Annotated in this window: 9 protein-coding genes; 8 read left to right on the top strand and 1 reads right to left on the bottom strand. The window is 57.9% G+C overall.

What is annotated here, in order from left to right; translation table 11 throughout:
* Positions 1–1571 (bottom strand): cytochrome P450 family protein (locus OE747_RS24285; protein WP_263831016.1); only part of this gene is annotated, 1571 nt, incomplete at its 3' end.
* Between the two features lie 166 nt (positions 1572–1737).
* Here OE747_RS24285 and OE747_RS24280 point away from each other — a divergent pair.
* From OE747_RS24280 to OE747_RS24245, 8 genes are all read left to right on the top strand, one after another.
* Positions 1738–3936 (top strand): DEAD/DEAH box helicase, encoded by a 2199-nt coding sequence (locus tag OE747_RS24280; protein ID WP_263831015.1) that lies wholly within the window; start codon positions 1738–1740, stop codon positions 3934–3936.
* Between the two features lie 16 nt (positions 3937–3952).
* A complete protein-coding gene (locus tag OE747_RS24275) occupies positions 3953–4405 on the top strand; it encodes a GAF domain-containing protein (protein ID WP_263831014.1) in 453 nt (150 codons plus the stop codon).
* A gap of 34 nt (positions 4406–4439) precedes the next feature.
* Entirely contained in the window at positions 4440–4664 is a 225-nt protein-coding gene (locus OE747_RS24270; protein WP_263831013.1) for a hypothetical protein, read from the top strand.
* 168 nt (positions 4665–4832) lie between these two features.
* Positions 4833–4964, top strand: coding sequence for a hypothetical protein (locus OE747_RS24265; RefSeq protein WP_263831012.1), 132 nt, complete (start codon positions 4833–4835; stop codon positions 4962–4964).
* Positions 4948–5460, top strand: coding sequence for a hypothetical protein (locus OE747_RS24260; RefSeq protein ID WP_263831011.1), 513 nt, complete (start codon positions 4948–4950; stop codon positions 5458–5460). The genes OE747_RS24265 and OE747_RS24260 overlap by 17 nt, the downstream gene beginning before the upstream one ends.
* The gene (locus OE747_RS24255; protein ID WP_263831010.1) at positions 5457–5822 is read left to right on the top strand and encodes a hypothetical protein; all 366 of its coding nucleotides are present in this window, start codon (positions 5457–5459) and stop codon (positions 5820–5822) included. The genes OE747_RS24260 and OE747_RS24255 overlap by 4 nt, the downstream gene beginning before the upstream one ends.
* Positions 5735–6610, top strand: a complete 876-nt coding sequence (locus tag OE747_RS24250) for an ImmA/IrrE family metallo-endopeptidase (RefSeq protein ID WP_263831009.1) — start codon at positions 5735–5737, stop codon at positions 6608–6610. The genes OE747_RS24255 and OE747_RS24250 overlap by 88 nt, the downstream gene beginning before the upstream one ends.
* A 167-nt stretch (positions 6611–6777) precedes the next feature.
* Positions 6778–7545 (top strand): HNH endonuclease, encoded by a 768-nt coding sequence (locus OE747_RS24245; RefSeq protein ID WP_263831008.1) that lies wholly within the window; start codon positions 6778–6780, stop codon positions 7543–7545.
* Positions 7546–7737: the final 192 nt, after the last annotated feature.

Below are 7737 nucleotides of genomic sequence, written 5' to 3'. Positions count from 1 at the left end.
AGCTGGTCTCCATCGCAGATACCAGCTTGAATCACGTTCAGCGCTGCCTGTGAATCCCTTTTGTCAACACGGCCTAGATAGATGTCTTTTCCGGTTTTCGACGACAGGATACGATGCCTGACCTTCGGCTGCTCGATCTCGCTATCGGAGTGAAAGGAGTCGCCTTGTTGCGCGAACAGGTATCTGGGGGCTTCCTTCTCGGCATAGATCTGGCGCGCATCTACATAGCGCGGCACGCTCGGGCAATGGTCACGCAGCAGGCTGTGCGGTGTCCAGTGGTGGCGTTGCAGGAGGCCGACCATCTGTTCTCGGCGGAGGATCGCGTCCTGCACCGAGGTTGTGTTCTTCGGGTAGAAGTCGATCGCGACCTCGATCATGTGGACCTGGATGCTTCCGGTCGTCCCGAAATCGCGCTCGATAGCCTGCAGGATCACCGTCAGAAGCTCGGCGTTCGGGTCCTGGATCAGGATTGCGAAATGCTGTCCGGACTTCTTATGCAGATCAGCGACAGGAAGAGTTGCGCCCCATGTGTCACGCGGCGTCACCATGGTCAGATCGCGAACGAAGGTCTTGGCTGCGGTCGCTCTGGAAATTTTGTCATGGAGGGCGGTGACTGAGGTTGTGGCGACCGTATCGACAAATATCGCGATACGATCGACCAGCGCGTCTACCTTGTAGGCGCCACGAATGATCACATCCGGCTTCAGGACGATCTTGTCGCTTCGGTCAGTGCGCTGTCTGCCGCTTGCTACCGTGGATGCAGACGAGGTGACAAGATACGGCAGTATGGGATTTGCAACTGCGCTGGCGCCTAGGCCGCGATACTCAGCTTCCCGGTCGCTCGAAGAATAGCGCAGCTCGATCTGGAATGGCGCGAGGACGGCTGGCGTGTGAGGGACTGGTGCCGCCGTGCGGGTTTTCTGCGATACCCCGGGTGTGCTCGCCTTTGAGATCGCCTTGAGAACCTTCGCAATCTCCGGCGATTTCCTGATCTCCTTGCCGGAAACAGTGAACTTTCCCGACCGCAGGTAGGCAAGATAGGCTGGGAGTATCCGGCGCATAGACCTCAGCCGTGCATCGAAGGCGGTGGGTTTGACCACTTGATCGAACAGCCGGGACCATCTGGTCGCCAGATCGTGTTTCGTGATCTCTCCTTTGCGATGCTGCCTCGCTCCGGTTTCGATCTCTTCCGTTCGAAGGGCAGGTCGGATCCGCAATTCATGGATCGCTGTCGCGACGCATTGCAGGATCAATCGCGGGTCGGCTTGCTTGCCTCCTTGGGATTTCATGCCAGGGCATCCGTCCAATAGAAGCCATCGGCCGAATGCAACCAGTTCGGCGTGTCTGTGCAGCTCCCCGGTATCGGAAATCGCAGAAATGAGGTCCGCCGGCGGGGTTTTCCCGGGGCTCTGGTGCCGACTGGCTACGTGAGTGTTGAGACGAAGAACGAAGCTTTCGTCCGATGTGGCATCCGAGAGAGCGCCGGATTCGAAAAGATCCGATAGCTGCACGAGGCGCTGCGTGCGGGGCTCGCGGATGGCTGTATCGACAACGGATACAAGGGCGGACATGGGAAGTTGGTTCCGATCTCGGTTTTGGTTGAACTAAAGCGCCACATGTCGCGACTCAGAAGTCACGAGCAGTGTTCTTTCTTTTCAGCTTGCGATTGAAAGTAAATCTCTTTCTTGATGGTGTTGAATGGTTTGATGCCTTTGATAAACCGACGGGAATGACGACATGCGCGCGTTTGAGTTCGACACATCCATCTTGAACGAGTATGCAAGCTTCTCGCGGTCATTCACTACGATACGCGCCGAAGATCTCGCACGCGAGATCGATCGGCACTACGAAGACGGACACTTCTGGCCCGCTCCCCTTCTGTCACTCAACCCAGCCTATGAACGTGGCCCTTCGGTCGCCCAGCTGGCCAGCGATGGCGTTCTGACACCCGAAACCGCTGCCGTGTTCCGAAGCAATGGTGCGCCGCTTCGCCTTCACCGCCATCAGGGAGAGGCGGTCGCCAAGGCGTTGGCCGGACAGAGCTTCGTGGTCACGACGGGCACCGGCTCGGGCAAGTCGCTTTGTTTCTTCATTCCGATCGTCGATCAGATCTTGAAAGCACGAAGTGCTGGCGAGCCGCCACGCACACGCGCGATCATCGTCTATCCGATGAACGCACTCGCCAACAGCCAGCTTGGCGAAGTCGAGAAGTATGTCGGTCAGTCGGATCTTCCGGAATCGATGCGGCCGACCGTCGCCCGTTACACCGGACAGGAATCGGATGCAGAGCGAAAATCGGTCGCGGCAAATCCACCAGACATCCTGTTGACCAATTACATGATGCTTGAACTCCTGCTCACACGCCAAGACGCCACTGATGCTCGGGTGATCGAGAACTGCCGTGGGCTCGAATTCATCGTTCTTGATGAGTTGCACACATATCGCGGACGCCAGGGGGCGGATGTCTCGATCCTGGTCAGGCGGCTCAAGGACAGGTGCCGAAATGGTTCCGATCCAATTTGCATCGGCACATCTGCGACCATGGCCAGCGAGGACGTTGCGGCCCAGCCGCGTGAAGCTGTTGCACGTGTAGCCTCCCGAATCTTCGGCACAAAAATCTCTGCGGACTCGGTCATCACCGAGAGCCTGCGCCGTGCGACTCGCGACGATCTGGGTATCGACTGGGCGCGCAAACAACTGGCAGAGACTTTATCCCAAGAGATTCCGGATCACCTGCCGGATTCTGATTTGCGCGAACACCCACTGGCCGTTTGGGCAGAGCTTGTTCTTGGTCTCGATGAGGCGAAAGCGCGTGCGCGTCGGACGCCCACTCCACTCGACGGCGCGATTTCGCAACTAGCGGCTGACAGTGGCGTTGCAAAGGACTTGGCGGCTAGTCGGCTCGCAGATTTCCTTGCCCGAACAGCGCTTCCGGAAAAGGATCGAGGAGGCAGCGGTGAGGATGCGTTCATGGCATTCAAGCTGCACCGGTTCATTTCCGGCGCGGGCGATGTTCTGACTACTCTCAAGGCACGGCCAAGAAACGTCTTGCTCGAGGGGCAGCGGCGAGACCCAAGCGATCCGGAAGCTCGACTTTATCCGACACGGTTCTGCCGCGCCTGCGGACAGGAATACCATGTCGTGTCCCTGCGTGACGAAGCACGAGGTAGCGTCGCACTTCCCCGGGACATCGACGACACGCCGTCCTCATCGCGAATCGAAGAAGATGAACCCGGCTACCTTACTCCCTATGAACCGGACGGCGACGAATTCCGGTTTTATGGGGACATCGAATCCTTTCCCGAGGAATGGCGTGAGGAGCGCCGTGGCGTCTTCGTGCTACGCCAGAACCGAAAGAAACAGGAACCTCGGTTGGTCTCGGTCAGGTCTGATGGTCTTCTTGCAGAGGACGGCGCACCGTTCTGGTTTCTACCCGGGCGTTTCGGATTCTGCCTTGCTTGCCACGACCAGCCGTCGCCCCAGGCACGCGAGCGCAACAAGCTGGGCGGGCTTTCAGCCGAGGGTCGGAGCTCCGCAACGACGACAATCGTGACGGCGATGTTGCGGGCAATGAACCAGCCGGAATTCGGGCTATTGGACAAGGACAAACGAAAGACGCTCGGTTTCGGCGACAACCGTCAGGACTCGGCTTTGCAGGCAGGTCACTTCAATGATTCTGTCTTCGTTACTCTGCTGCGCGGCGCGATCCTTCGAGCTGTTCTCGATGCGGGCACCGAAGGGCTAGCGGACGACGGTTTTGGGACAAAGGTGCAAAAGGCACTTGGTTATCTGCCACATAACGAGAATCTGCGCGTTTTCTGGATGGCCCAACCCGATACCAAGGGTGCAAATGTCAACATCGCCGCCGGAACGCTTGCCAAGGTCCTCGAGCATCGTGTCTGGGCCGACATGCGGCGTGGATGGCGCTTCACCTAAGGGCGAACTCTTCGGCATGAACGACGACCGCTGGACGTTCGGTCTTTACGTGCCCGAAGGAGATAAACTAGTGATGCGGGTAACGCGCCGCTGGTCCCGCGAGAGCGAGGAGGCTTCCCATCGCGAGTGGAAACCTGGAGAAGGCCATGTCGGACAGGCGTTTAAGACCAAGCGAGAACTGGTGTGCCGCGACAGCACTGACCCCAACGTGCGTGGTTTTCTTATCGCTACGGGTCAGAACGAGCGAAGCTATGACAGTGAGCTTTATATGTCCTTTGCCTCGGTTCCAATCATGATCGGCACGCGGCCAAAGCCACTAGGAGTCCTCGTCGCGACCAGCGATAGACGTGGCAGGTTCGCACCTTCCAATAACGACGACGAAAACGGCGTGTTGCCAGACACAGTTGAGCCACTTCGAGTGGCAGCCAACGTGATCGCGACTATTCTGTGCTTGACAGAAGCTGCTTGAAACCAACTTAAATAAGAGAAAAGCGGAGGCAACGATGCTCGCCACAAAGCAGAAAAATGAATGGGAGGAGGGAGCAGCTGCCCGCCTCGGATCACAGATTCGTGAGTCAATGGCGCGGCTCGCAAGCGAACAACCGTCCCAAAATGATGTGGTAACGATTGGTAGGTTGATTGATCAGCGCATTGAGGAATCATTCAATCGCGGCCTTCGGGCAGCGCTTTCTAGTGCGGTTCGGCAAGCGAAATCCTCTGATCGCTGAGTGTTTACGAACAGCTGTTAGTCCAAGCAGAGTTCGAAGAGGCAAACTTTGACATTCCAAAACCGAAGCTTTACGCCCAAGCTCACGGCCTGACCGGCGAGAAACTGCGCTAAGTCCTCGACCTCACCGACATGAAGCGCCCCCGACGACCCGTCGGAAATCCTCCGCATGATCAAGGAACTAGAAATCCACCAACACGGCGAATACCGCACCCGCCGCTTAGTGCTGGAAGCCTGGGACTGGATAAAGATGACGGGGATTCACAGGCATGGGGATGTGAGGCATGAAACGGTATTATGACGGTGACAGGATCCTAGAAGACGTCTCGCAGGCGCTGGAAGAGGCACTTCGCAAGCATAGCGTCGAACTATACAGCCTGCTGGGCGTGACGACTGTGTTGGAAATCATCGCTTCGCCGATGAAGATGCACATTTCGGGCATTGCCGGGCACGAGATGGGGATGAGAGGCGTCGAGGCCTATTTTGCCTCGACCATTCCCCGGCGGGTAGCCTTGCTGCAAAGCCCACACAGCGAGACTGTCAACCCGATGATGGAAAGCATTAGTGTCGCCCTGTCCCGCGCCAAGGAACCGGTCGCCGATGCCGATCTGTTTCCCGCAGCCATGCGCGTCTTTCTGAAGAAGCCCCGCCTGTCCGCGAAGACGATAGAGGACGAGCACGCCTCCTATTTTCCGGCCTTCGTTTCGGCGCGCGAATACCTGACGGAGGGAAAGATCATCAGCCAGACCGAGGCCGGGGACGCGTGGCGGCTGAACGAGTTGTGGGAGATGGTATGACGGCGATCAACCCAGATATCTATGCCCGGGTGGCCGATTTCCTGCGCGGTGCGGTCCAGGGCATCTTCGACTCACGGTTCGACTGGACGCCGGATGCCGAGTCCATCCTCGTCACGATGCAGGATGGCGGCATGACCGAAGCGCAGGAGCAAAGGTTCCGCCCCTATTTCGACCTCTTCGTGGACCAGTGCCGGGCGGGATCATCAGCGGGTTTTCCCCGTCATCTGACGACGAGAGCTTTGCGGAATACCCCCCGAGCTTTGATCTGGACAGGTTGCTTGCAGATCCATTGCGCCCGGGAGAACAGGGAGACCTGTTCGGACGGTCCGAAACTGACGACCAGGACCCGGACCGCGCGCTGATCGACCAGCTGATCGCGGACACACAGCTGTATTCGACCAGCAGCGCGCTCAAGGAGCTGTTCGACTTTACGGCCCGAATGAAGAACATGGCACCGTTCAACGCGATGCTGCTGCACGCGCAAAAGCCCGGGATCAGCTATGCCATGACGGTGCAGGACTGGTGGGGCCGATTCCGTCGCCGGCCTAAAGAGGGGGCGCGGCCCCTTATCATCCTGCGCAACTTCGGCCCGGTGAATTTCGTCTACGATGTTCTGGATACTGAAGGTGAGGAGCTGCCGGAAGCCGCGTTCTCATTCCCTACTACGGGTAAGCTCCCCTTCGGGTTCCTGCGTGCCTGTGAACATGCAATGGCGGGAGAAGATCTTCGTCTGATCTGGCTCGACCAAGGCGACCGTTCTGCCGGGTTCGCGCGGCGTATCACCAATCATGGCGATCCTAAGAAGCTCCAGACCTTCGAGGTCGGCGTGAACCGCAATCACCCGGAACCGACGCAGGTGGTGACTCTGGTTCACGAGTTGGCGCATATCTTCTTGGGGCACTGTGGCCCGGACTTTAGAAGGAAGATTAAACACTATCGTCCGGTGGACCTTGCGCTGCGGGAGATCGAGGCAGAGAGCGTAGCCTATGTTGTTGCAAAGCGCTCCGGCCTTGCACCGCGCAGCGAGTCCTACCTGGACAGTTACAAGGGTGCCTCCGGAGACCTAGATGTGCACAGGGTCCTGAGCAGCGCGTATCGGATCGAAAAGCTGTTGGGAATGCCGCTAGAGGGCGGTGGCTCGCCGCAGTGACATCCGTAGAAACACGATGGAACCTGAAGACAAGCCAGAGGGGCGAAGCCGTTGGAGCAACGGAATGGTAGTGCTTATGGCTTCCTGCGTGGCTTTTGATCCATCGCCAATGGGGATCAACCACAAATGTGTCGGCGAAAACATTCGATGAGGGGGGGTGAGCAGTCGTGAAGTTGGAAAACCCACCAAGCTTCTTTGTTATGACGCAGTGCCAGAAGTCAGCCTGGGACAATGGGTGGCGTATTGAGCTCAAGATAGAAGATGGCTGGATCTTGCGCGCCAGCCACGACGCGCCGGGTCAAATTGGCCTGGGTGCTGCGAGCCCCGATGGTCCATGGTTCCTGGCTGTCGATCACGCTGGTGTCGCTCGCGAACTCGGGCACTCATCCAAGGTGCCAGGTCCCGGCGTTGCAAGATTTGCGTATCCAACTACCGGAGACCTGTATCATGCGGTATCGCGGGCTTATGACCTAGCCAAGGCGTTGCCAGATGACCCTCTGCTGAGGTTCAGGCAAAAGACTTGGTCCATGCCACAAACAACCGAAGCTGAACGATTGACCGTTCAACGTATCGGTCAAGCGTTGTTTCGCGATGCCCTTATTGGATTTTGGGAGGGGCGGTGCCCTCTCACCGGCATTTCCGACACAGCCTTGCTTCGAGCCAGTCACATGAAGCCGTGGAGCGGATGTGACAACGACGCCGAGCGCCTCGACGTCTACAACGGAATTCTTTTGTCCGCTCTTTGGGATGCGGCGTTCGACCGCCATCTCGTTACTTTTCGCGAGGACGGCTGGCCGCAATATTCTGCACACCTATCACCGAAAGCCCGTGCTGCTCTCGAACGTGATGTAACTGAACCCGTCAAATTCTCAGAGATGCATTTGAAGTATCTCTCCGTGCACCGTGAAGCCTTTTCTATCGATGGAAACATATGACGAAGTTGAATTTCAGCGATCCATGCAGAGAGCCGGGGTGTCAGTTTGCGATTTTTTGCAGCTGACGTCAGACGGAAAAAGGAGGCAGCAACTTCGCCTTGCGCCCTTGCACAACGTTTGAGAACGGCGGTGCAAAAGTCTGCCACGGTAGCGGCGGGATAGGCCTGCTGCGGGCGGTGTAAAAACCGGCCA

The sequence above is a fragment of the Ruegeria aquimaris genome (genome assembly GCF_025751555.1).
In the GTDB taxonomy this organism is placed as follows: domain Bacteria; phylum Pseudomonadota; class Alphaproteobacteria; order Rhodobacterales; family Rhodobacteraceae; genus Ruegeria_B; species Ruegeria_B aquimaris.
Note: the sequence above shows the minus strand (reverse complement) of the source record. Positions and strands in the feature narration are given on the sequence as shown.